This window comes from Marinomonas communis (assembly GCF_004363305.1).
Classification (GTDB): Bacteria; Pseudomonadota; Gammaproteobacteria; order Pseudomonadales; family Marinomonadaceae; genus Marinomonas; species Marinomonas communis.
This window is the reverse complement of the sequence record NZ_SNZA01000002.1, coordinates 343,373-365,464: the sequence shown is the minus strand read 5'-3', so window position 1 is coordinate 365,464 and position 22,092 is coordinate 343,373. Positions and strand designations below refer to the sequence as shown.

The window sequence follows — 22,092 nt, the reverse complement described above, 5'->3', positions numbered from 1 at the left end:
CGGCTTAGTTAATGCCGCCCATGCATAGATATTTCACTTCCACGTACTCGTCGATACCGTACTTGGAACCTTCACGGCCACTGCCAGACTCTTTCACACCACCAAACGGCGCAACTTCGCTGGAAATAATGCCTTCGTTAATACCGACCATGCCGTATTCCAAACCTTCAGAAACACGCCAGATACGGCCGATATTTTGGGAATAGAAGTAAGATGCCAAACCAAATGGGGTATTGTTTGCCATCTCTACCGCTTCTTCTTCTGTGCTAAAGCGGAACAACGGAGCCACAGGACCAAAGATCTCACTAGAGAAGATCGTCATGTCTGGTGTTACACCCGTTAGGATCGTTGGCTCGAAGAATTGCTCGCCCGCTTGTTCTGCTTTCGCGCCACCGATCAATGCTTTCGCACCTTTGCTCACGGCATCGTTCACAAGCTCTTCAACCTTGTTAACCGCAGCTTTGTTGATCAAAGGACCGATGTTTACGCCTTCAGTGAAACCGTTACCTGTTTTGAATTCGGCTACGCGCTTCGCCAATTTCTCAGCAAAGGCATCGTAAACGCCGTCTTGTACAAGGATGCGGTTCGCACAAACACAGGTTTGGCCTGCGTTGCGGTATTTCGATGCGATAGCACCTTCTACTGCTGCATCAAGATCTGCGTCGTCGAATACGATGAAAGGTGCGTTACCGCCCAATTCCATTGACGTACGTTTAACCGTTTGCGCACACTGAGATAGCAACAATTTGCCCACTGGCGTTGAACCAGTGAAGCTCAACTTACGCACGATTGGGTTGCCGGTTAGTACACCGCCAATTGACTTCGCATCAGTACCTACCACGACGTTTAGAACACCTGCTGGGATACCTGCTTGGTGCGCAAGCTCAGCCAGTGCAAGCGCACATAGTGGTGTTTCTTCAGATGGCTTGATAACGATCGTACAGCCTGCAGCGAGCGCTGGACCGGCTTTACGAGTGATCATGGCAATTGGGAAGTTCCAAGGTGTGATCGCTGCAACAACGCCCACAGCTTGTTTAACAGTCAAAACGCGCTTGTCGTTTGCGAACGTTGGGATCACATCTCCGTACAAACGGCGTGCTTCGTCAGCAAACCAGTCGATGAAAGACGCGCCGTATAGCACTTCGCCTTTCGCTTCTGCGAACGGTTTACCTTGTTCTAGAGTCATTAGCTTCGCAAGATCTTCTTGGTTATCAAGAATCAGCTGGTTCCACTTACGTAGAAGCGTGGCACGCTCTTTCGCAGTTTTGCCCTGCCAAGCTTTCTGTGCTGCATTGGCAGCTTCGACAGCGCGAGTTGTTTCGTCCGCTGCGATATCAGCAACGTCAACAATGTGCTCACCTGTAGCAGGGTTGATCACCGCGAACGTTTTACCAGAATCAGCCGCTACCCACTCACCGTTCACGTAAGATTGGTTTTTCAGTAGGTTTGGTTGAGCTAATGTTACTTGCATAATAACTCCAGACTCATAATGAGATGTCAGTGTTCGAACCTTTACAGTCCGCAATAGATTGATAGTAGGAGATCCACCTTGGTTGGAAAATGTGAAGCTATCAATGCTTTGTTTGGTGTGGCTCAAACTTTTGCACAGATTTTTCAAGGTTGGAGTTATCTGGCATGGATTTTGGTATACTGCCCCACTAATAATGCTGTGCGATGGGCTGTGAAGGAGTGGAAGCCGGAAAGCGATATCGTACTGAGTTCAAGCAAAGAGGTGAGTTAAGTTGGCCCAAAAGAGAGCTGTAGTTCGTCAAAGTTTACCTGATGTGATCGTTGCGGATTTACGCAAACGTATTCTCTCTGGCGAGTTGGAAGAAGGCGCTTTGATTCGACAGGAGTTACTTGCTGAAGAGTACGATGTCTCGCGTATGCCTGTGCATGAAGCATTGAAACGCCTCGATGCGGAAGGCTTGCTGGTCTTTAAAAACAACCGCGGCGCAACGGTAACGAAGCATACGATTGAAGAAATTGCGGAAATCTTTGATGTTCGAACACTGCTCGAAGTGGATCTGTTTGCTCGCTCCATCCCCAATATGACCGACACCCACTTTGAAGCTTGTGAAGCCATCCTAAAAGAAATGGATGACTCCTATCAAACGGGCAATGTCGCAGACTGGGGGCCGTTGAATGCGGAGTACCACGGTAAACTTTATGAAGCTGCGGGACGCCATTTAACCGAGCAATTACTAGAACGCGTGACATTACAAGCAAACCGTTATGTCAGCATGCACATCGGCAAGCTCGATAAACGCGATAACGCTAGCCACGATCACCACGATTTACTTAAATTGGCGCGCGAGCGAGATATTTTAGGAGCAACGGCGCTGCTGCGAACGCACTTGGTGAATACTAAAAACCAAGTTATTGAACTGGTGAAGCAGAATCGCTTAAACGACTGACTTTAGCACTGTTCTATTTCTTAAAAGACCCACCGATGATTTCATCCGTGGGTCTTTTTCTTTATAGCTCTTAGCAATCTGTCTTGCCCCCTTGCCAGCCTAGTAAAAATAGTGAACAATTAAATTGGATACAAAATACATTTTAATCTAATTGGAGTGAAACCCCATGACGTTCACGCCCCACGGAAAACATTTGATTGCCGGCCAATGGGTCAGCTCAGCACAACAATTTAGTTCAAGTCCTGCTCATGGAGATGACTTCTCATTCTCCGTAGGGTCGGTTGACCTCGTTGATCAGGCGGTGCAAGCAGCAGAGAGCGCTTTTTATAAGTTCAGTGCCACCTCTAGAGCAGAGCGTGCCGCGTTCTTAAATACCATTGCAGAGGAAATCGAAGCCCGTGCGGAAGCCGTGACTGAAATCGGCACATCGGAAACCGGTTTACCTGCGGCACGTCTAGAAGGCGAGCGTGGTCGTACCTGTGGCCAGCTGCGATTGTTTGCTCAGCATATTCTTGATGGTGAGTACTTGGACCGTCGTCATGATCAAGCCTTACCTGAGCGTCAACCTTTACCGCGAGCGGACCTTCGTCTAATGCAACGCCCGATCGGCCCGGTGGCGGTGTTCGGTGCTTCTAACTTCCCGTTGGCTTTCTCTACAGCAGGTGGGGATACCGCTTCTGCTTTGGCTGCAGGCTGTCCCGTTGTGGTGAAAGGTCACAGTGCCCACCCTGGTACGGGAGAAATCATCGCCGAAGCGATTCATGCCGCCATTCAGAAATGTGACATGCCAGCTGGTGTGTTCAGCTTGATCCAAGGTGGTAATCGTGAGGTAGGTTCAGCTCTGGTGCAGCACCCGCTTATTAAAGCTGTAGGGTTCACTGGCTCTCTAGCAGGTGGCCGAGCATTGTTTGACTTGTGTGCTGCACGACCTGAACCGATTCCATTCTTTGGTGAGCTGGGCTCCGTTAACCCTATGTTTTTGTTCGAAAATGCCATCTCAAATCGAGGTGAAGCTCTGGCCAAAGGCTGGGCAGGTTCATTAACCATGGGCGCAGGTCAGTTCTGTACCAATCCAGGTATTGCAGTGCTGGTTAAAGGCGAAGCCGCAGAAAAGTTTGTGACCACTGCAAAAGAGGCACTAGCATCTGTACCTGCTCAAACCATGCTAACAGATGGTATCGCCGACGCTTACCGCTCTGGCCAAAAGCGCATTGCCGAAAGCGCTGGTGTGCGTGAAGTACTGGCTACCAGCTGTGATTTGCGTGATGCAACGCCCTACTTGTATCAAACCACTGCCAAAGAATGGCTCGCAAATGAAGCCTTAGCGGAAGAAGTGTTTGGCCCATTGGGAGTGATCGTCATCGCCGAAGACCAAGCAGAAATGCTGGCCATCGCGTCAAGCTTAGAAGGACAGCTAACTTGTACGTTGCACTTAGATGATGCCGACATCGATAGCGCAAAACGCTTTATGCCAATCCTAGAGCGTAAGGCTGGCCGTGTCCTAGCGAATGCGTTCCCTACCGGCGTAGAAGTCTGTGACAGCATGGTTCACGGTGGCCCATATCCTGCTTCCACAAACTTTGGAGCGACCTCCGTTGGCACCATGGCGATTCGCCGCTTCCTTCGTCCCGTATGTTTCCAAGACATTCCCGCGGCACTGTTACCGCAAGACTTGGTTTAGCGTATAAAAGAAAAGCGGTGTGGGATGTCCTACACCGCTTTTTGGTTGCCCCTTCCATTCCTACCTGTCGGAGCAACGAACCTGTTATCCAGCTTAAGTCGATGGATTTAAGCCTTGAGTGCGACTAATTCATCGTAAAGCGCTTTGGGTATTTCCACTGCGTCACGCTCCGAGTTAAACGCCTGTGCGGCTTGGCGACGCTGGGATGGCAAGCGCGCACCTTGGTCGATGACGTCCGCAAATAAGCGTTCCGCTCGGTCATTGTTTTCGGCCACTCGACCGCCACTCAATAAATATGGATCGAAGGCAAGGATGATTTCACCATGATAAGGTGCTTCTGGTTTGTCGCCAGCGGCTTCCATACTTTCTTTACTGGTTAGGTCGTCGATTAATGGGCCTGCCATCAGCTCAATCATCAGTGAAAGTGCAGAGCCTTTATGGCCACCAAAGGTCAACATAGCACCGTCCATTGCAGCCTCAGCGTCGGTGGTTGGTTGACCGTCTTTATCTATTGCGACACCTTCTGGTAATGGCTTGCCGGCGCGGCGGTATAACTCAATCTCACCTCGTGCGAACTGACTGGTGGCAAAGTCGAACGTAAAGGGTGCTTTACCCTGACGTGGCCAACTGAACGCAAATGGATTTGTACCCAATAAGCCTCGTGTGCCGCCAGCTGGAGCCACCCAAGCGTGACTTGGCAGCATGGCCATGCCGGCTAAGCCTGCTTCGGAGAGCATTTCCACTTCAGGCCAAAGCGCAGAAAAGTGAAAGCAGCGGTTGATGGCCAGAGCTGCGACGCCATTCTTCTTCGCTTTTTCAATTAACATAGGCATCGCGGCTTTCATTGCGAGTAATGAAATGCCGTCATTGGCGTCGGCTCGAACCACCGCTGGGCCTGCATCGGTAATGGTGGGTTCAGCCGTACCGCTGACGCGTCCAGAACGAATGCTCTCGGTACACATAAATAGGCGGTATAAACCGTGCGACTGACAATCGCCAAGTTGGTTCGTGTAGATGATATCGGTAATGGCTTGAGCATGAGCTTCATTGAAGCCATTACTGGTTAGTACAGACTCACTTAGCTCGCGTACTTCCGCCAAGCTAAGGGTAATGTTCTCGCTCATGGAATCTCCGTCCGTCACAGGATGTTGTTATAGGATTAAAGCATACTACGTATACTGGATACAAAATTTAAGAAAAGCGTTGTGCAGAGTACGCAGACATCGAAATACTCGGGTTTTGCCCCATAACTAAGTCATGCACCAACTCTGCGGTACCGGCTGCTTGGGTAAGTCCCAAATGCCCATGGCCAAAGGCATAAATAACTCTCGAACAGTCTTTGGCGAAGCCGATAACTGGCAAGCTGTCTGGCATAGAAGGGCGAAACCCCATCCATTGCTCACCATGCTCTGTTTTGAGCCCTGGCAAAAATTTCGCTGCTTTATCTAACAGGATCTTAGAGCGCTGGTAATTGGGCGCAAGGGACAGTCCGCCTAACTCCACTGCCCCGCCAATACGGACACCGTCTCCCGCTTTGGTCACCACAAAGCCATGATTACTAAAGGTAATGTGGGTCTTCAGCTCAAAAGCACCGGCAGGCAGGGTCGTGTTGTACCCTCTTTCTGTATCAAGAGGTACATTGTCACCTAATTGCGAAGCGAGTTGCTTAGACCAAGCGCCCGCAGCGACCACCAGTTGGCGCCCTTGGAAGCAGTGGCCTTCGGTAAATACCACTACGTGATCCGTTTGAGGAGCGATGGAGTCAACCTGATGGCACTCAATTTCACCTCCCATTTCTGTGAAAACGTTAGCAAGATGCTCGGTCCAAGTTTTTGGATGGACAACGTTTTTCCACTCTGGGGTAAAACCCGCATGAGTAAAGCGCGGATCAATACCGGGTTGAATCTTGGCGATGGCTTCAGTGCTCTCGAGTAGCTCAAATTTGACACCATGAGCTTTACGCGTTTGCCAGCTTGGCCAAGCGGCTTGAAATTCGGCTGCGCCTTCATATAGCTGTAGCTGGCCTTCTCTGCGAATGAGGTGTTCCCCATCAACTGCTTTAATTTGACGTTCTAAGGCGGCTTTTGACAGTTCCATCAAGTCGGCTTGGGCTTTGAGCGCCGCCGCATAACGGTCCTTCCAGCTAGCACGCCAAAAGTGCAGCATCCAAGGTAAGATTTTAAAAGCATAGGCTGGGCGAATCGACAAAGGGCCCAGTGGATCGAGCAACCATTTGGGGGCTTTGCGCATAATTCCAGGCGTTGCCAACGGAATGACATCGGCAAAGGCAAATGCACCCGCATTGCCTGCGGAGGTTTCAGCGGCGACGCCTTTGCTGTCTAACACCAGAACCCGCTTGCCTTCTTGTTGTAACTTTAACGCACTACTAATGCCGATAATGCCGGCACCAATGACGATCACGTCATACATAGGAGAATCACTCACAGCCCACCTCAACGAGAAAAATCCGATATAAAAACGATTAACCGCGTGCCATCACACGGTTAATGTCACTCCATGGCGCAGAGGGTCTGTGGGATTCACGACCATTTTTGCTTCACGAGTAATAAATGCTTGCCCAGTAATAGAAGGGATAATACCGCCTGCTTGGCTACCTGTTTGGTAACTTAAGGTGTAGCCGCTACCAATGGTGCTTTCTTGGTAAATTTCCTCGCCTGGCGCTAAACGGTTATCGGCCGCCAAACAGGACAAGCGCGCTGAACTACCCGTACCACAAGGGGAGCGGTCGTAGGCATCATCTGGACACAATACGAAGTTACGGGTGTGACCCTTATCGGTTAACGCCGGTCCATAGAACACAATATGGTCAATGATGCCGCCATGTTCTCCTTCGATGCCGTTGGCATAGATGGTTTCACGAACCTTAATACCCACCTCGGTGAGAGTGCGAATATTGTTTGGTAGAACTGGGGTTGGGCTGTCATCCACAATAAAGAACCAGTTACCGCCGTAGGCAATGTCCCCTACCACTTTACCCACGCCTTCTACATCCAGCTCGACGCCTTTCTTAAAGCGGTAACTTTCGATGTTTTGCACGGTAACGGTGTTTTTGTCGCTTAACGTGACTTCGACAATGCCCACTGGTGTCTCGATCTTGTGGGTGCCGACACCGATCTTGCCAATATGAGCCAGCGTGGCGGCTAGGCCAATGGTGCCGTGACCACACATACCAATAACGGCCGCGGCATCAAAGTAAATCACGCCGGTGACACAGCTCGGATCGGTAGGCTCTACCAATAGCGCGCCGACCATGGCTTCTTGTCCGTAAGGTTCTACTACTAAGGAGCGGTAAAAATCCTTATGTTCTGTTGCAAGACGTTTCGCCCGATCAGACAAAGGCCCTGATCCAAGATCAGGGCCTCCTTCTAAAATCACTCGGGTCGGTTCGCCTTCAGTATGGCTATCGACAACTACAAGCATTGAGCAATCACTCCACCTTGTTTAGACCAGTCCGCAAACCAAGCTTTGAACAGCGAGTACTGTTGTTCACAGTAATGGCGCTGAGCATCGTTCAGTTCATCCGTTTCGTTGAAGTGTAAGCGATACTCTTCTTCACCGTTTAGGACAAGCAGATATTTGAAGAACAGTACCAATTCTGGGCCTTCGTCAAAACTTGCCAAGACGCTGAACGCTTCTTCCAACTCTTTGGCACGAACGCGCGCTTCCGCATTGCCTTGCGCTGCCATGCGAGAAAGATTGGCAAGCAACAACACTTCTTTAGGTAACGCGGTACCGATACCCGTGATCGCACCTACCGCACCACAGTTAACGAAACCGTGGAACACTGCTGTATCCACACCCACCATCAACAAGACTTCATCGTCTTTAGAGGTAATGTTTTCTGCTGCGTAACGTAGGTCTGCATCGCCACCAAATTCTTTGAAACCGATAAGGTTTGGATGCTCAGAACGCAGGTTGAAGAACAAATCTGCACGTGTTGCAAAGCCGTACACTGGGCTGTTGTAAATGATCGCTGGTACATCTGGAGCCGCTTCTAGGATCGCTTTGAAATGATTACGTTGAGCCTCAATCACAGTACCGCGTGACAGCACGCGAGGAATGACCATCAAACCTGCTGCCCCTACTTTTTGTGCGTGCGCCGCATGCGCCACAGCGGACTTCGTATTGATCGCGCCCGTACCCACCACAACAGGGATACCCGCTTTCACAAGGCGCTCCACACCTTCCATACGCTCTTCATCTGTTAACAATGGCCAGTCACCCATAGAGCCACAGTAGACCACTGCAGACATACCCGCTGCGATCATTTCGTGGCCTTTCTTAACCAATGCATCGTAATCCGGAGTACGGTCGGCTTTGCATGGTGTCATTAGAGCTGGCATAACGCCGTTGAATACGTCTTTGTTCATGATTATTTACCTTGTGAAAAATATCTCGATGAGCGCAGTGTCCTGCTCTCAACATATAGTGTTTTAAGTGTTAACGCACGTTCGCTAAGAACTTGCGGGTATGTTCGGATTGTGGCGCTCCAAAAATTTGTTCTGGTGGGCCAATCTCTTCCATAATGCCGTGATGAAAATAAGCCACACGATCGGAAACTTCTTTGGCAAACCCCATTTCATGGGTGACGCAAATCATGGTCATTCCTTCTTCTGCTAAGAGACGCATGGTATCGAGCACTTCCCCCACTTTTTCAGGGTCTAGAGCGGAGGTCGCTTCATCAAACAGCATGTATTCTGGTTCCATCGCTAATGCACGAGCAATGGCAAGACGCTGTTGTTGCCCACCAGATAATGAGTTGGGATAGTGTTTAAACTTATCGCCCAAGCCCACGTGCTTAAGCTGCTTTTCTGCCATCGCGATGGCTTCTTCTTTGGATTTCCCCTTCACAATACGCGGTGCTAAGGCCACGTTTTCTAGCACCGTTAGGTGCGGAAAGCTGTTCCATTGTTGAAACACCATACCTAGCTTTTGGCGCAGCTTATTGACGTCCGTGCTTTTGGCATGAACGTCGATACCATCCACATGAACAGAGCCTTGCTGAATTTGCTCTAGGCTGTTTAGGCAGTACAACAAGGTGGATTTTCCGGAACCTGAGGAACCGATGACCGATAGCACCTCACCTTTATTAACGTCTAGATTAATGCCTTTGAGGACGTGTAAATCGCCAAAGTGCTTATGTAGGTCGCGAACTTGAATCATTTTGACCACCTTTGTTCAAACTTGTGTGCGTAACGCGAAATCGGATAGGACAGAGCGAAGTAAAATGCCCCTGCGATTGCCAGAATAAGAAGAGGTTCTTGGGTACGAGTGATCAATACTTGGCTGGCTTTTAAAAGCTCCACATAACCCAATACCGATACCAAAGCACTGTCTTTCATCACCCCTAGTACAACGCCAATCCATGCAGGGAATACGGCACGACCACCAATAGGAAGCACCACGTGGAACAGGTCTTGCCAGTAGCTCATGCCCAAGGAGCGAGATGCACGGCGCATAGAAGGAGGCACGGCCTCGATGCCACCTCGAGCAACGTTAGCGACCAGTGCGGCGGTGTAGAACGTCAAGATCACCACGCCTGATACAAACGGATCAAAGTTCAAGCCAATGATGGGCGCGAAGTTATAGAACAGTACTAACTGAATAATCAGTGGAACCGAGCGAAAAACGTCTAGTACAGGCGCAATGGTTAAGGTTGCCGCGAGCTTACCTTCGTGCAGAACCCAACCAAAGAAAGTACCTAGCAAGGTGCCAATGGAAATGGAAAGCACTGAAATCCATAGGGTTTTTAAGGCCGCTTCACCTAAGAACCATAGATCATTGACGCCAAAACCTGTGAAGAAACTGATGGAATCTTGCATGGTATTCTCCTAGTAACGGAACAGGCGCATGGCCAATAAACGACTGGCTGCTAAGATGATTTTGACGATGACGTAATACAGCACCGCGGTGACGGCAAAGTACTCGAAAATACGGAACGTGCGGCTGGCGAAGAATTGCGTTTCACCACTGAGCTCACGAAAGCCGATCAGCATGCCCAATGAAGACATCAATACTGCCCAAACCATTTGGTTTGTAATCGGGTGGTAAATCACCTTAAAGACTTGTGGAATCACAATGCGAGTGTAGGCTTGCCAAGCGTTCATCCCCAAACAGCGCGCCGCTTTTAGCTGAGTGTCCGGCACGGCTTGGAAGCCACCACGAAAGTTTTCAGCAAGATAACCCGCACAGTTAAAACTCAGACCTGCCAAGATAATGGTGTAAGGCGTCAAGTTAATACCAATCGCACCTAGGCCGAAGCCAAAAAAGAACAATTGGAACAGCGCAGGTGTGTTGCGGGCCATTTCAATCCATGACACGGCAAACCATTTTAAAGGGCCGTTCATGTTCATTCGAATTAAGGCCAAGCACAGCCCCAATAGAATGCCGATGACCATTGACAGCGTTGCGACCTCTAAAGTGGTCAACCCTGCCTGAATTAAGTCAGGCAAAGTCTTCAGCACTGGTCGCCAGTGGAAGTTGTATTCAAACATAGTTCTACCTCATACAGCGCCTTATGAAGACATAAGGCGCATCGCCACTGAGTGCTTAGTAAAGAACACCTGGGATACGTAACTCAGGTGCTTGATCAGCGCCTACGTACTTGCTCCAAAGCTCGTCGTAACGGCCAGAACGTACTTGATGCGTCACAAACAAGTTGAGGTAGTTAAGCCAAGTGACGTCTTGGCGTTTGCCAACAATCGAGGTGTAGTCCGGAGTCCAAGGCATACGTGGACCTGGGTCTAGGCTGTCGTATTGCTGAGTGATGGCTTTCACAGCAGTGTTTGTGGTTAAGCCAATGTCTGCTTTACCTTGTGCTACTGCTAGGAACACTTCGTTTTCTGACTGGTAGCTTTGGTACAGATTGGTTTCGCCCCATTGTTCGGCGATTTTCAACCATTCTTGTTCTGGCATGGTGCCCAACGCTGCCGCAACACGTTTACCGTGAATATCTTCAAAAGAGCTGATGCCACTTTCGGCATTGACGACGCCTTGAGAGAAGTAAATTGCGTAAGGGATACTAAAACCAACAGTACGAGCACGGGCCAAGGTGTCAGACGTCGCTCCGAATACTACATCTGCGCGACCTGTCGCAATCACTGGTAAACGCTCGGACCAGGTTACCGGCATGATCTCCGCTTCGACTTCCAATGACTTCGCCAAATCTTGGCAGTATTCCACATCAAAGCCAGCAGGCTCATTGTTCGCATCACGGTAGCCAATGGGCGGGAAATCCAGCACCACACCGCAACGAAGTGTGCCGCGATCCACCACATTATCGAGCGTGTCAGCTTGAACGTTTGCGGTCACCATCATGGCCGTTGTTGCGAGTAAAGCCGTTAATTGACGTTTCATCGTACTTGTTCCTCTATCGGTTTTTATTGATCTGTATTTTGTATCCAAAATACATGTGAGGTATGTGAGCGTCAATAATGTTGTTCAAAAAAAATTCAAAATCAGTAAGGGCTACTAGAAGTGATTTTTTATAAAAGAGGTAATTTTTTTGTAGGAAAGTCAGAAAAATTAATCATTTAGCTTATAAAGTAGGACTATGTCTCTATCTTCTGATAGGGTTTTAGTGGTGAAAATACGATCAAGCACAGCATAAGGAGCGAGCGAAATGGATATGCAGTCCACCTTAGATGCCCCCACAAAACCAGAAAACCCAACTAAGGTGAAGATTCTGGATGTGGCCGAGCAGGCGATTATTGAACATGGCTATAAGTCGATGAGTTTTCGCGATGTGGCGGCAGCAGTGGGGATCAAAAGTGCAAGTGTTCACTACCATTTTCCGACCAAAGGGGATCTGGCTACAGCTGTGATGCGACGTCATCGAGAAACCTTTGAGCAAGGCTTAAAACTGCCTAAGAAAAAACGACAAGCAGCGCAGAAAGCACTGAATAAGTTTATTGATGCTATGGCAAAAGAAACGGTCAAGCAGGATGTGTTGGGCTTATCAACTGTCCTGACAGCAGAGAAAAGTCTGCTAGATGAGGCAACCCAAGCAGAGCTTACCGCTTTTTACGAGTTGAAAATGGATTGGTTGTCGACCGTGGTGTCGTACATGAAAAAAGACTGGATGCCGACCGAAGAAGCACGTGCCTACGCTAGTCAAATTCTTGCTAGCCTACATGGTGCGACGGTTGTGGCCTCTGCAACGGGCAAGGCAGAAGAGTTTGAATTAGCGGTTGCGCCTTGGCGTACTTTGGTAGATCGCATTTAAGCTTATTGCATTTCAGTCGTTCTGTGTTGCCTTGTAAGAATGTTAGAATGCAGAGACTTTGTATCGGATGGATTGGAGCCCTGTGTGACTGTATTAACTGAGGATAAAATTGCTGCCGTCAAAACCTATTTGATGGGCCTGCAAGACCAGATTTGTCAGCGTCTTGAAGCGTTTGAACCTGAGGCACGTTTTCATGAAGACGCTTGGCAACGTGATAACGGTGGCATGGGGCGTACGCGTGTGTTGGCTGGGGACGTCATCGAAAAAGGTGGGGTAAACTTCTCTCATGTTCGTGGCGATCGACTGCCTCCTTCAGCCACTGCAGACCGCCCAGAATTAGCCGGTGGCAGCTTTGAAGCCATGGGCGTTTCCTTAGTCATTCATCCGAATAATCCTTACGCCCCAACCTCTCACGCTAATGTGCGCTTGTTCGTGGTTCATAAAGAAGGCCTCGATCCAGTTTGGTGGTTTGGTGGTGGCTTTGATCTGACCCCATATTACGGTGATGATGCAGACTGTATCCAATGGCACCAGCAAGCCTTCGACTCTCTTGCGCCATTTGGCGAGGAGTATTACGACCGCTTCAAAGCCTGGTGTGATGAGTACTTCTTCTTAAAACATCGTCAAGAACATCGTGGTATCGGTGGTGTTTTCTTTGATGATTTCAATGAGTTACCGTTTGAAGAGAGCTTTGCCTTGATGCAAGCGGTCGGCAACGGCTACATTGAAGCTTATGAGCCAATCCTTGCTAAACACAAAGACACACCGTTTGGTGAGCGCGAGCGTGACTTCCAATTGCACCGTCGCGGTCGTTACGTGGAGTTTAATCTGGTGTTTGACCGTGGTACCCACTTTGGTTTGCAAAGCGGCGCAGGTCGTACCGAATCCATCCTGATGTCGTTGCCACCGGAAGTAAAGTGGACTTATGGCTACGAGCCTGAAGAAGGCAGCCCTGAAGCGGCGTTGACGGATTATTATCTCACCGGACGTGATTGGCTCAATCGCCACACAGCGTAATGGGTTCTACTAAGTAATATTTTTCTGAGTTAGAGGTTCTAAAGTGCAACAGCTTGCGGTTATCGGTAATCCAATCGAACACAGTAAATCCCCAGAAATCCATCATGCGTTTGCTGAGCAGCTGGGGCTGGCGGTGAACTATCGTAAAATCTTGGGCGATTTAGAAGGCTTTGAGCAGCAAGTGCGAGACTTCTTTGCTGACGGTGGAGTAGGCATGAACGTCACTGTTCCTTTCAAGCAGCGTGCCTTCGATATGTGCGACAAGCTAAGCAAACGTGCTGAGCAAGCGGGTGCCGTGAATACCCTGATGATGGGCAAAAATGGCGAACTCTATGGTGATAACACTGATGGTGCAGGCATGGTGCGCGACATCGTCAAAGTACTTGAGCAACCACTTAAAGACAAACGTATTTTGGTAATCGGTGCCGGTGGTGCTGTGCGCGGTGTGTTAGGTCCGGTGATGGCACAAAACCCTGATATCGTGGTGATTGCGAACCGAACGGTCGCGAAAGCCGAAGAACTGGCACAGCTTTTCAACTGCGACTATTCAAGCTTTGATGACCTAAAAGGACCTTTCGATATTATTATCAATGGTTCCTCTGCCAGCCTTGGCGGCGAGCTTCCTCCTTTGAAAGATAGTCTCGTGAACGATAAAACATGGGTCTACGACATGGTCTATGGCGCGGAACCAACCGTATTTATGCAGTGGGCCTTTGCCCGTGGTGCACAAGGTGCCGACGGTTTAGGAATGTTGGTTGGCCAAGCGGCGGAAGCCTTCTTTATGTGGCTGCACCAGCGCCCAGCTCAAGCACCAGTGATTGAAAAGCTTCGAGCTGAGATGTAGGTCATTCCACTCAATAAGAATCGTCTTCGGTCAGGCTCAGACGGCACATCCTTGTGCCGATTGAGCCTTCGCCATCATCCTGATGGCTGACCTTCGTTCGATTCTTATCGATGCTCACATCAGCGTAGCTTGAACCAAACGACTTTACTCAGATGAGTTCATGATCTTTGTAAGAGATCAGCATACTTTTTAGGTATGAGTTATCAGTCTGAGAGCTGCCGTCAGGATGACGGCATCGGCTAACCAGCACAGGGATGTGCTGTTGAGCCGACTCGAAGACGATAACTTATGCCTTTTAACATTCTTGTTCTAGGGAGGTTCCATGAAAGCTCAATGGTTTGCATCGGTAGCGGATATTGGCTACGAGCGCTGGCAACAAGCTATTGGCGAGACCTCCTATCCTTTTGCGCAATATGCGTTTTACCAAGCTTTAGAGGAACATGGCTGTCTAGGCGATGGCACAGGCTGGTATCCAGAGTATTTGCTGGTGATGGAAGACGATGACGCGCCATTAGCCATTGCTCCCACCTTCTTGAAAACCCATTCCCATGGGGAATTTGTGTTCGATTGGTCTTGGGCCGATGCTTACCAACGCTATGGTTATCAGTATTACCCAAAGCGCGTTTGGGCGGTGCCTTACTCCCCTGTCACGGGGCCGCGTTTATTTACTCATCTTGATCCAACGGGGCATTCGGAAGAATACGTGTCTTTGTACGCGGCGCTTGCACCTGTTATTACCCAAGCTAACCAAGAGCGTGAGTTTTCCAGCTGGCATCTGCTGTTTTGCCGCGAGCACTTGGCCGAGCATTTAGGGCAATCCGATGAGTATCTGCACCGTATTTCCTGCCAGTTCCATTGGTTTAACAAAGGCTATCAGTCCATGGAGGACTACTTTAGCCACTTCTCCAGCCGTAAGCGCAAAAGTGCCCGTAAAGAGCGTGACAAGATCGCTCAGCAGGGCCTTCGTTTAGAGCGCAAGCTGGGTCCTGAGTTAACCCCAGAAGAAGTGCAATTCTTCTATGTTTGCTACCAAAGCACCTACGCTAAACGTGGTCAGACGGGGTATCTCAGCGAAGCTTTCTTTCAACAGCTGGTGAAAAGCATGGCCGAGCAGATTCTGCTGGTGCTGGCCTACAAAGGTGATCAGCCGGTAGGCGCTTCTTGGTGTTTCTTCGACGATCACTCACTTTATGGCCGTTATTGGGGTTGTATCGAGGAATTTGACTGCCTGCACTTTGAAGCCTGTTACTACCAAGGCATCGAGTTCTGTATCGAAAAAGGGTTACAGCATTTTGATCCAGGCACTCAAGGGGAACACAAAATCGCCCGTGGCTTCGAGCCGGTGTTTAGCCACAGCGTACATTACATCGATAACCCCGGCTTTCGTGAAGCGATTGGCAACTTCTGCCAAGAAGAAGCCAAAGCCGTACGTGAGTACCATCAAGATACCCACGCACTATTGCCGTTTAAGCAGGGCTGAATATTTTGTAGGAGCTCGCTGTGCGAGGGAAAAAGCCTGCGAGTCATAGCTCCATTCCCGCGGAAACCGCGGTCCTACAGTAGGTTGTAGGACCTCGCAGTGCGAGGGAAAAAGCCTGCGAATCATAGCTCCATTCCCGCGGAAACCGCGGTCCTACAGTAGGTTGTAGGACCTCGCTGTGCGAGGGAAAAGCCTCGCGAATCAGAGTTTCTTTCCCGCGGAAACCGCGGTCCTACATTGAGTCTTTTGCTTTAAAAACTCTGATGTGGGCCAAAGACTTCGTAGTGAATGCGATCATCGCTGACGCCTAGGCTGAGCAGTTGTTCTTTGATAAACATCATAAAGCCTACTGGGCCACACAAGTAGAAATCACCATCCGCCAGCGGCAGGATTTCAGAGATCTGCCCTAGCTGCATTTGGCCCGCCAAGACACGCTCAGTGTTCTCTGGTGCGCCGTTTTCTAGCCAAGTGTAGTGAGTCAGGTTGAGTGTTTGAGCTAGACCCTCAACATGTTCTGCAAACGAGTGTTGCTGTGGGTTGCGGCAAGCGTGTAGGTAGAAAATGGGGTTTTGGCTGCCTTGGCTTGCTAAGGTATCAAGCATGGCGTTCATTGGTGTTAAACCAACGCCTGCGGAGATCAAGACCACTGGACGTTGGCGTTCTTGGTAATGGAAGTCGCCTGCAGGTGGCATGAGCTCTACTTCGTCGCCCTCTTCGATACTGTCGTGTAGGTAGTTGGAAACCACACCATTTTTTACGTCTCCTAGCTCACGTTTGACGCTGATGCGGTAGCTTTGACCGTTCGCTGCGGTAGAAAGACTATACTGGCGGATCTCATCAAACTCATGGTTGTTCGGGTGAACTTTGATACCTAGGTACTGACCAGGCTGGAAGTCCACCACATTACCACCGTCAACGGGTACAAAAGTAAAGCTTGTGACCAATTCAGATTCAGTTTGCTTTTTGGCAACGCGGAATTTTCGGAAACCTTCCCAACCGCCGTTTTTCGCTGCATTGGCTTTGTACAGGTCACCTTCGATTTGGATAAAGATATCAGCCAGTTGCTGGTAGGCTGCGTCCCATGCTTCTTCAATATCTGCTGTGAAAGCGTCACCGAGTAGCTCACGTAGGGTTTCAATCAGATGGTGGCCGACGATAGCGTATTGATCCGCTTGAATGTTAAAGCTGGTGTGTTTATGAGCAATGCGCATCACCGCACCCGTTAGCACTTCTAGGTTATCGATATGAGTAGCGTAAGCGGCAATAGCATTAAACAGCGCGGCTGGCTGGCGACCTGTGGCTTGGTGTGACATGTTGAACACGTCTTTTAGCTCAGGGTTATGAGTAAACATACGGTTGTAAAAGTGTTCAGTAATGGCGGTGCCAGCGGATGCTAGAACAGGAATGGTTGCCTTAACGGTATCGATATGAGTTTGAGAAAGCATTTTTAACGTCTCCACTATAAGTAGGTGTTTCAAGGGCTCTAAACATGAGCTATTTGATTTACTTATAGCGAATTTAATGCCAAAAAATAAAACCTATATAAATCATATGCTTACTGTTTTTTATAAATCTGATTTATGTCAAAGTGACACGTTTTATCAAGTGTCATTTTAATCCTTTCGAGTCATAATGACTCTTATCTGATAAATACGAGTAATGTCATGATTTCCACGGATGCTTTGCTGCGTTTTGCCCTGGATTTGGCCAGCGCTGTTACCCTAGAAGATCGCTTTGAACGACTGATTCGCGCTATACGTGCAGCCGTTGATTGTGATGCGGTGGTTTTGTTAGAGCGTAAAGGTGATTTGCTATTGCCACTGGCCCAGCAGGGCTTGATGGATGATGTCATGGGACGTCGCTTTAACATTAGCGAGCATCCACGCTTTACCGAGATCTGCGATGCGTACCAGCCGGTACGCTTTCCGACTGGCTGCTCCCTTCCCGATCCTTACGATGGCATGGTGTCTGGTTTTGATGATGGCCTGCCTGTGCATGCCTGCATGGGCATTCCTTTGTACGTGCAAGGCAATATGCTTGGGGTGGTGACGCTCGACAGTATGACGCCTGGAGCGTTTGATTCGATTGATGCCCGAGCGTTGGAAATCGTCGGCACCATGGCCGCGATGAGCTTAAATACCGCCATGTTGCTGGCGCGTTTGGAGCGCAAATCGAAACATGCCGAAGAATTGCTTGTCGAGCTCAGCGAAGATGCCTTGAACAAAGAAGCCACGGAAATGATCGGCCAAAGCCAAGCCATGCTGACTTTGAAGCAGCACTTGGAGCTGGTCGCTCCTGCGGATTTGGCAGTATTGATCGAAGGCGAAACCGGCGTAGGTAAAGAGTTAGTCGCGCGTACTTTGCATCGTGCTTCGAAACGGGCTCAAGCCCCCATGGTGTACGTAAACTGCGCCGCGATTCCGGAAAATCTGATTGAGAGTGAGCTGTTTGGTCATGTTAAAGGGGCATTTACAGGCGCGGATCGTGACCGTGTTGGTAAGTTTACCTTGGCTCACGGTGGCACTTTGTTTCTTGATGAAATTGGTGAGCTGCCTTTGGAAGCCCAAGGTAGCCTGTTAAGGGCGATTCAAAACCAAGAAATCCAAGCCGTAGGCAAAGATAAGATCGAATACGTAGACGTGCGCATCATCGCAGCCACTAACCGAGATCTTAAACAAGAAGTGGTGGAAAAGCGCTTTCGCGCCGATTTATACCATCGCTTGAGTGTGTTTCCGATTGCTGTGCCGCCTTTGCGCGAACGTAATGGTGATGTACTGCTATTGGCGGGATTTTTCGCAGAACAATTGCGTCGTAAGTTCGGCCTGCAGCAGTTAACCCTTTCCCCTAAAGCCAGTGAGTGGCTGAAAGCGTATCGTTGGCCGGGCAATGTTCGCGAGCTAGAGCACGTCTTGTCTCGTGCGGCGCTATTGGCAAAAAGTAATACTAATCAAGGGATTACGAGAATTGAGCCCATGCACTTAACAGGGCTAGTGGACGCGTTTTCAGTGCCAAAAGAATCACTCAAAGAGCAACCAAACAAGATAGGGTTAGATACAGCTGAGATCCAAGATCTAAAACAGGCAACAGAAGATTTTCAACGTCAAACTATCCAACAGGCGTTGGATCAGGCGGGGCTGAATTGGGCGCAAGCCGCACGATCATTGGCGATGGATCGTGCGAACTTGGTTCGTTTGGCTAAACGTTTAGGCATTGAAGTCACGAAACAACGTAACTCTTAGCGCTAGCGTGCTTATTCAGATCCTTGGCCGTGTGTGGCTTGGCTCACCTGCTGAATACGACCTGCTGGAACGCTAAACGCTGAGACCAAATAAGCTCGTAACTCTTCCGGATAGCCTAGATCACGGATGGCATCGGACATGCAGTTAAGCCACATCAGGCGCTCTTTATCGTTCACTTGTAAGTGTGCGTGGGCCCGTGGCAAAGCGATTTGACCGTATTTTTTAGCGTACATTCGCTCACCGCCCATCCAGCCGTGCAGGAACAACACCAATTTATCAATAGAGGTGTCGATGGGCTGTGGGTGCATCTCAAATAACGGACGGTAGTCTGATGTTTCCGCCATGATACGGTAAAAGTTATGCACCAGCTTCGTTAAGCCTTCCATGCCCCCTACTGCTTGCAGAGTCGCATCGCCCTCACCGAATGCTGGCCGAGTTGAAGCCTCAGTCATCTTGTTTGTTCGCCGCTGCTTTTTCTGACTTTTCTTTGTCCATTTTAATCGAGTTACGGTAGCCACCGAGCGCTGCCAATGCACCGATGATTAAGCTCATGTAAAATGGAATCTCAAACAGCATGGTAATACTGATAAAGACACAGCCTACTGCAAGGCCTTCTAAAATCGGTTTTAATGTTTTTTTCATAACCATTCCCCAAAATTTTCGCCGCCGAGTTTAGCAAAATACCGACCATTTTAAAGCAAATTGTGGAAAAAACGCTCAGTTATCCAGATGTCAATACATTTTGATAAAGACGTAACCTTCCCTGCTAGTCTGTGGATAACGATGCTTTTGTGGATATAAAAACACGATTTTATTCTATCAGCAGTTGAAAACTGTCTAATATAAGCGGTTTTGTGTATAACAGGCGATAATGTCCACAGGCTGATTGTTGTGTGAGTGGCGAATAGAGAAAATTAGTTATCCACAATTAGTGGATGTTCACAGATTAGCAATTTCCGAGGCTTAGCTTGAGTTTTCAACAGCTTGTAAAACGCTTTAAACGAGACGGTGAATTGAACCGCAAGATCTGGCATATGGCGTGGCCACCCATGGTGTCTAACATCACTACGCCTTTATTGGGCTTAGTCGACACTGCGGTGGTGGGACATTTAGGCACTGCTATTCACCTTGGTGCGGTCGCGATTGGTGCCAGCATCTATAGTTTCTTGTTTTGGGCATTTGGTTTTTTGCGTATGGGCTCTACAGGACTAACGGCTCAAGCGCTGGGCCGTGAAGATGGCCGACAAGTGCGTGCCTTGTTATTGCAGTCTCTTGCGATGGGGATTGGGATTGGTTTGCTGCTGATTGTGTTCCAAGCACCCATTATCGAATTGGCGATCTACTTTATGGCGCCAAGTGCAGAATTAGAGCCTTGGGCACGCGCTTATTGCGAAGCACGGATTTACAGTGCTCCTGCAGTGCTGGCGGATTATGCCTTGATGGGCTGGTTCTTTGGTGTGCAATACTCCAAAGGCCCTCTTTGGATGCTATTGGTGATTAACCTTGCCAATATGGTGCTCGACTATATCGCAGTGTACCAATGGGAGATGGCCAGTGTTGGTGTGGCTTGGGCGACTGTCGCATCGCACTATTTGGGCGTGGTGTTTGCGCTGGTATTGGCTGCGAAGCAGTTACAGCGTTTTGATGGTCATGTACCGCTAGTTGATCTTTCGAAATGGCGTACTTACATCGAATTGGTACAGGTAAATCGTTACTTGTTTGTGAGAACGATCTTGCTACTGACAGTAATGACCTTCTTTACCGCTCAAGGCGCACGTCAAGGGGATGCCATACTTGCGGCCAACGCGGTGCTGATGACCTTTCTAATGATTATCTCCAATGCCTTGGACGGTTTTGCCTTTTCCGTGGAAGCCCTATGTGGCGAATATCTGGGCCGTAAAAACCGCGAGCTGTTCCAAAAAGTTATCCGCTTATCAACCTATTGGGCTGTCGTCGCAGCCGTGCTTCTGATGCTGATTTTCACTGCCTTTGGCGGCTTAATCATTGATTTGCTGACCAGCGTTGAGTCGGTTCGAGCGCAAGCCAAACTGTACCTACCGTGGTTGATTGCTTTTCCTCTGTTGGGTATTTGGTCCTACATGCTCGATGGCATTTTCATCGGCACCACCAGTGTAAAGCAGATGCAAAACACCATGATTATCAGCGTGTTAGGGATCTTCTTCCCATTATGGTTTATCACCCAAGGGCTGGGCAATCATGGCTTATGGCTCAGCATGGCGCTGTTCTTTATCGCCCGTGCCGTGACACTGTGGTGGTGTTATCGCCGTAACCTTATAAAAGGTGTGTGGTTCAGCGGTTAGCGTTTTCACTGCGTCGCAGGGAGCGTTGTATTCGCGATTCCTCGCGGCGCATCTTCAATAAGTGGTCTTCGACAAAGACTAAATGCGAGTGTACGGCAGCACGGGCTTCTTCCGGTTTGCCTGCCATGATCGCTTCATAAAGCGCTTTGTGTTGTGTCATGACTTGCCCGCGAGCCGCTTTCTTCTCAAACAAATTGCTTAAATTGGCAGAAATACTGTTCTCTAAAATCGCGAATAAGCTACGTAGGGTGTGCAATAACACGACATTGTGAGCGCATTCTGCAATGGCCATATGAAATTCAGCGTCTAGCTTGGATTCTTGCTGAGCATCCTGCTGGCGGTTTGCTTCTAATAAGGCTTCATAACGCTGAGTGAGCATCGCCTTGTCCGCATCGGTCGCACGCAGCGCTGCATAGTAAGCCGATAACCCTTCCAAAGCATCGCGAAACTCTAATTGATCATACAAAAACTCATCATGTGAACTTAACAGGGCTTGCAGCGGGTCGGTAAACGAAGAACCGATCTGGTCGGATACGTAAGTCCCTCCACCGTGCTTGGTGGCCACCACGCCGCGAGCAGCCAGTTTTTGTATCGCTTCTCTTAATGATGGGCGTGACACTTCAAAGCGTTCTGCTAATTCTCGTTCTGGCGGTAATTTTTGCCCTGCTTTAAACGTACCGTCCAAAATCATACTTTCTAGCTCTTGCATGATGAGATCGGATATTTTGGTCTGTTTTGCTCGCTGAAAGGGGCGCTGAGTCATATTTTTCTCTTACTAGACGTATTGTTTTAAAAGATAAAATCATTATTGGTATGACCAATATTAAGTTTATCAACAGGGAAATAGA

At 49.1% G+C, this 22,092-nt stretch carries 21 protein-coding genes; 8 read left to right on the top strand and 13 right to left on the bottom strand.

The window, feature by feature from the left end:
- Window positions 1–4 precede the first annotated feature (4 nt).
- Window positions 5–1,471, bottom strand: coding sequence for an NAD-dependent succinate-semialdehyde dehydrogenase (locus C8D85_RS08175; protein ID WP_133561493.1), 1,467 nt, complete (start codon window positions 1,469–1,471; stop codon window positions 5–7).
- A gap of 271 nt (window positions 1,472–1,742) precedes the next feature.
- Between C8D85_RS08175 and C8D85_RS08170 the strand changes: the two genes are divergently transcribed.
- Together C8D85_RS08170 and C8D85_RS08165 are read left to right on the top strand one after the other, a co-directional pair.
- Window positions 1,743–2,417 carry a GntR family transcriptional regulator gene (locus tag C8D85_RS08170; protein ID WP_133561491.1) on the top strand — a complete coding sequence of 225 codons (675 nt, stop codon included), beginning with the start codon at window positions 1,743–1,745 and terminating at the stop codon, window positions 2,415–2,417.
- 166 nt (window positions 2,418–2,583) lie between these two features.
- Window positions 2,584–4,098 (top strand): aldehyde dehydrogenase (NADP(+)), encoded by a 1,515-nt coding sequence (locus C8D85_RS08165; protein ID WP_133561489.1) that lies wholly within the window; start codon window positions 2,584–2,586, stop codon window positions 4,096–4,098.
- A gap of 107 nt (window positions 4,099–4,205) precedes the next feature.
- Here C8D85_RS08165 and C8D85_RS08160 read toward each other — a convergent pair whose 3' ends face one another.
- The 8 genes from C8D85_RS08160 to C8D85_RS08125 all read right to left on the bottom strand — a co-directional run bounded on the left by C8D85_RS08160 (window position 4,206) and on the right by C8D85_RS08125 (window position 11,475).
- Complete coding sequence (locus C8D85_RS08160) at window positions 4,206–5,222, bottom strand: Ldh family oxidoreductase (protein ID WP_133561487.1); 1,017 nt, start codon at window positions 5,220–5,222, stop codon at window positions 4,206–4,208.
- Between the two features lie 67 nt (window positions 5,223–5,289).
- The gene (locus C8D85_RS08155) at window positions 5,290–6,543 is read right to left on the bottom strand and encodes an NAD(P)/FAD-dependent oxidoreductase (protein WP_244936965.1); all 1,254 of its coding nucleotides are present in this window, start codon (window positions 6,541–6,543) and stop codon (window positions 5,290–5,292) included.
- 51 nt (window positions 6,544–6,594) lie between these two features.
- On the bottom strand, window positions 6,595–7,539 hold the full coding sequence (locus C8D85_RS08150; RefSeq protein ID WP_133561485.1) for a 4-hydroxyproline epimerase: 945 nt from the start codon (window positions 7,537–7,539) through the stop codon (window positions 6,595–6,597).
- Window positions 7,530–8,489 (bottom strand): dihydrodipicolinate synthase family protein, encoded by a 960-nt coding sequence (locus tag C8D85_RS08145; RefSeq protein ID WP_133561483.1) that lies wholly within the window; start codon window positions 8,487–8,489, stop codon window positions 7,530–7,532. The genes C8D85_RS08150 and C8D85_RS08145 overlap by 10 nt, the downstream gene beginning before the upstream one ends.
- 70 nt (window positions 8,490–8,559) lie before the next feature.
- The gene (locus C8D85_RS08140) at window positions 8,560–9,282 is read right to left on the bottom strand and encodes an amino acid ABC transporter ATP-binding protein (RefSeq protein ID WP_133561481.1); all 723 of its coding nucleotides are present in this window, start codon (window positions 9,280–9,282) and stop codon (window positions 8,560–8,562) included.
- A complete protein-coding gene (locus C8D85_RS08135; RefSeq protein ID WP_133561479.1) occupies window positions 9,279–9,941 on the bottom strand; it encodes an amino acid ABC transporter permease in 663 nt (220 codons plus the stop codon). Before C8D85_RS08135 ends, C8D85_RS08140 begins: the two co-directional genes overlap by 4 nt.
- A 9-nt stretch (window positions 9,942–9,950) precedes the next feature.
- A complete protein-coding gene (locus C8D85_RS08130; RefSeq protein ID WP_133561477.1) occupies window positions 9,951–10,613 on the bottom strand; it encodes an amino acid ABC transporter permease in 663 nt (220 codons plus the stop codon).
- A 55-nt stretch (window positions 10,614–10,668) separates the two neighbouring features.
- Window positions 10,669–11,475 carry a transporter substrate-binding domain-containing protein gene (locus C8D85_RS08125; RefSeq protein ID WP_133561475.1) on the bottom strand — a complete coding sequence of 269 codons (807 nt, stop codon included), beginning with the start codon at window positions 11,473–11,475 and terminating at the stop codon, window positions 10,669–10,671.
- A gap of 265 nt (window positions 11,476–11,740) precedes the next feature.
- On the opposite strand from C8D85_RS08125, the gene C8D85_RS08120 reads away from it, so the two are divergent.
- From C8D85_RS08120 to C8D85_RS08105, 4 genes are all read left to right on the top strand, one after another.
- On the top strand, window positions 11,741–12,343 hold the full coding sequence (locus C8D85_RS08120; protein ID WP_133561473.1) for a TetR/AcrR family transcriptional regulator: 603 nt from the start codon (window positions 11,741–11,743) through the stop codon (window positions 12,341–12,343).
- A gap of 84 nt (window positions 12,344–12,427) precedes the next feature.
- Window positions 12,428–13,360 (top strand): oxygen-dependent coproporphyrinogen oxidase, encoded by a 933-nt coding sequence (gene hemF, locus C8D85_RS08115; protein WP_280524918.1) that lies wholly within the window; start codon window positions 12,428–12,430, stop codon window positions 13,358–13,360.
- Between the two features lie 43 nt (window positions 13,361–13,403).
- Window positions 13,404–14,204, top strand: a complete 801-nt coding sequence (gene aroE, locus C8D85_RS08110) for a shikimate dehydrogenase (RefSeq protein WP_133561469.1) — start codon at window positions 13,404–13,406, stop codon at window positions 14,202–14,204.
- A gap of 322 nt (window positions 14,205–14,526) precedes the next feature.
- Complete coding sequence (locus tag C8D85_RS08105) at window positions 14,527–15,684, top strand: GNAT family N-acetyltransferase (RefSeq protein ID WP_133561467.1); 1,158 nt, start codon at window positions 14,527–14,529, stop codon at window positions 15,682–15,684.
- A 251-nt stretch (window positions 15,685–15,935) separates the two neighbouring features.
- Here the strand turns inward: C8D85_RS08105 and hmpA are convergent, their stop codons facing one another.
- Complete coding sequence (gene hmpA, locus C8D85_RS08100; RefSeq protein ID WP_133561465.1) at window positions 15,936–17,129, bottom strand: NO-inducible flavohemoprotein; 1,194 nt, start codon at window positions 17,127–17,129, stop codon at window positions 15,936–15,938.
- A gap of 219 nt (window positions 17,130–17,348) precedes the next feature.
- Here hmpA and norR point away from each other — a divergent pair, with 219 nt between their 5' ends.
- Window positions 17,349–18,923, top strand: coding sequence for a nitric oxide reductase transcriptional regulator NorR (gene norR / locus C8D85_RS08095; RefSeq protein WP_133561463.1), 1,575 nt, complete (start codon window positions 17,349–17,351; stop codon window positions 18,921–18,923).
- A gap of 11 nt (window positions 18,924–18,934) precedes the next feature.
- Here the strand turns inward: norR and C8D85_RS08090 are convergent, their stop codons facing one another.
- Both C8D85_RS08090 and C8D85_RS08085 read right to left on the bottom strand, forming a co-directional pair.
- Window positions 18,935–19,375, bottom strand: a complete 441-nt coding sequence (locus C8D85_RS08090) for a globin domain-containing protein (RefSeq protein ID WP_133561461.1) — start codon at window positions 19,373–19,375, stop codon at window positions 18,935–18,937.
- Window positions 19,368–19,565 carry a hypothetical protein gene (locus tag C8D85_RS08085; RefSeq protein WP_133561460.1) on the bottom strand — a complete coding sequence of 66 codons (198 nt, stop codon included), beginning with the start codon at window positions 19,563–19,565 and terminating at the stop codon, window positions 19,368–19,370. Before C8D85_RS08085 ends, C8D85_RS08090 begins: the two co-directional genes overlap by 8 nt.
- A gap of 392 nt (window positions 19,566–19,957) precedes the next feature.
- On the opposite strand from C8D85_RS08085, the gene C8D85_RS08080 reads away from it, so the two are divergent.
- On the top strand, window positions 19,958–21,244 hold the full coding sequence (locus tag C8D85_RS08080; protein ID WP_133561877.1) for an MATE family efflux transporter: 1,287 nt from the start codon (window positions 19,958–19,960) through the stop codon (window positions 21,242–21,244).
- Here C8D85_RS08080 and C8D85_RS08075 read toward each other — a convergent pair.
- A complete protein-coding gene (locus C8D85_RS08075; RefSeq protein ID WP_133561458.1) occupies window positions 21,234–22,007 on the bottom strand; it encodes an FCD domain-containing protein in 774 nt (257 codons plus the stop codon). The two genes, C8D85_RS08080 and C8D85_RS08075, sit on opposite strands and share 11 nt — an antisense overlap.
- Window positions 22,008–22,092 lie beyond the last annotated feature (85 nt).

What these genes read in the sequence shown, in the direction of transcription:
- C8D85_RS08175 (WP_133561493.1), bottom strand. Translation starts at nt 1,471, where the DNA reads ATGCAAGTAACATTAGCTCAACCAAACCTACTGAAAAACCAATCTTAC.
- C8D85_RS08165 (WP_133561489.1), top strand. Translation starts at nt 2,584, where the DNA reads ATGACGTTCACGCCCCACGGAAAACATTTGATTGCCGGCCAATGGGTC.
- C8D85_RS08160 (WP_133561487.1), bottom strand. Translation starts at nt 5,222, where the DNA reads ATGAGCGAGAACATTACCCTTAGCTTGGCGGAAGTACGCGAGCTAAGT.
- C8D85_RS08150 (WP_133561485.1), bottom strand. Translation starts at nt 7,539, where the DNA reads ATGCTTGTAGTTGTCGATAGCCATACTGAAGGCGAACCGACCCGAGTG.
- C8D85_RS08145 (WP_133561483.1), bottom strand. Translation starts at nt 8,489, where the DNA reads ATGAACAAAGACGTATTCAACGGCGTTATGCCAGCTCTAATGACACCA.
- C8D85_RS08140 (WP_133561481.1), bottom strand. Translation starts at nt 9,282, where the DNA reads ATGATTCAAGTTCGCGACCTACATAAGCACTTTGGCGATTTACACGTC.
- C8D85_RS08135 (WP_133561479.1), bottom strand. Translation starts at nt 9,941, where the DNA reads ATGCAAGATTCCATCAGTTTCTTCACAGGTTTTGGCGTCAATGATCTA.
- C8D85_RS08130 (WP_133561477.1), bottom strand. Translation starts at nt 10,613, where the DNA reads ATGTTTGAATACAACTTCCACTGGCGACCAGTGCTGAAGACTTTGCCT.
- C8D85_RS08125 (WP_133561475.1), bottom strand. Translation starts at nt 11,475, where the DNA reads ATGAAACGTCAATTAACGGCTTTACTCGCAACAACGGCCATGATGGTG.
- C8D85_RS08120 (WP_133561473.1), top strand. Translation starts at nt 11,741, where the DNA reads ATGGATATGCAGTCCACCTTAGATGCCCCCACAAAACCAGAAAACCCA.
- C8D85_RS08105 (WP_133561467.1), top strand. Translation starts at nt 14,527, where the DNA reads ATGAAAGCTCAATGGTTTGCATCGGTAGCGGATATTGGCTACGAGCGC.
- hmpA (WP_133561465.1), bottom strand. Translation starts at nt 17,129, where the DNA reads ATGCTTTCTCAAACTCATATCGATACCGTTAAGGCAACCATTCCTGTT.
- norR (WP_133561463.1), top strand. Translation starts at nt 17,349, where the DNA reads ATGATTTCCACGGATGCTTTGCTGCGTTTTGCCCTGGATTTGGCCAGC.
- C8D85_RS08090 (WP_133561461.1), bottom strand. Translation starts at nt 19,375, where the DNA reads ATGACTGAGGCTTCAACTCGGCCAGCATTCGGTGAGGGCGATGCGACT.
- C8D85_RS08085 (WP_133561460.1), bottom strand. Translation starts at nt 19,565, where the DNA reads ATGAAAAAAACATTAAAACCGATTTTAGAAGGCCTTGCAGTAGGCTGT.
- C8D85_RS08080 (WP_133561877.1), top strand. Translation starts at nt 19,958, where the DNA reads ATGGCGTGGCCACCCATGGTGTCTAACATCACTACGCCTTTATTGGGC.
- C8D85_RS08075 (WP_133561458.1), bottom strand. Translation starts at nt 22,007, where the DNA reads ATGACTCAGCGCCCCTTTCAGCGAGCAAAACAGACCAAAATATCCGAT.